The organism is Corallococcus llansteffanensis (assembly GCF_003612055.1).
GTDB classification, from domain to species: domain Bacteria; phylum Myxococcota; class Myxococcia; order Myxococcales; family Myxococcaceae; genus Corallococcus; species Corallococcus llansteffanensis.
In genome coordinates this window covers 1-835 of the sequence record NZ_RAWB01001104.1, presented here as the reverse complement: position 1 = coordinate 835, position 835 = coordinate 1, and the positions used below count along the sequence as shown (strand labels likewise).

Below are 835 nucleotides of genomic sequence, written 5' to 3'. Positions count from 1 at the left end.
AGAACGCGGCGTATCTCATCTACACGTCGGGAAGCACGGGCCGTCCGAAGGGCGTGGCGGTGACGCACCGGAACGCCGTGGCCTTCCTGACGTGGGCCCAGGAGACGTTCGAAGAGGAAGAGACGAAGGCGGTGCTGGCTGCGACGTCCCTCAACTTCGACCTCTCGGTATTCGAACTGTTCGCGCCGCTGGTGCGTGGTGGCAGCGTGGTGGTGGTGCGCAACGCGCTGCAGTTGGCGGAGGCTCCGCTCGATGCGGAGGTGACGCTGATCAACACGGTGCCGTCGGCGATGGCGCAGTTGGTGCGGTTGGGCGCGGTGCCGCCGTCGGTGCGCGTGGTGAACCTCGCGGGTGAAGCGCTGCCGGAGACGCTGGCGAAGCAGGTGTACGGCGTCCCCACGGTGCGCAAGCTGTACAACCTGTACGGCCCGTCCGAAGACACGACGTACTCGACGTGGTCGCTGGTGGGGCGCGAGGAAGTGCCGAACATCGGCCGGCCACTCACCAACACGCGCGCGTACGTGCTGGACACGTACCTGCAACCGGTACCGGTGGGCGTGGCGGGCGAGCTGTACCTCGCGGGTGAGGGCCAGGCGCGCGGCTACCTGCTGAGGCCAGAGCTCACGGCGGAGAAGTTCCTGCCGGAAGTGCACGGCCCCGCGGGCAGCCGGATGTACCGCACAGGGGACCGGGTGAGGTACCGGGCGGACGGCGTGCTGGAGTACCTGGGCCGGGTGGACTTCCAGGTGAAGGTGCGGGGCTTCCGCATCGAGCTGGGCGAAGTCGAATCCGCCCTGCGGCAGCAGGAGGCGGTGAAGGACGCGGTGGTGGTGGC

General features: G+C 68.7%; 1 protein-coding gene. It reads left to right on the top strand.

Translation table 11 applies throughout. From position 1 onward, the window contains the following. On the top strand, nucleotides 1–835 hold an 835-nt coding region (locus tag D7V93_RS43610), incomplete at both ends, for an amino acid adenylation domain-containing protein (protein WP_120648729.1).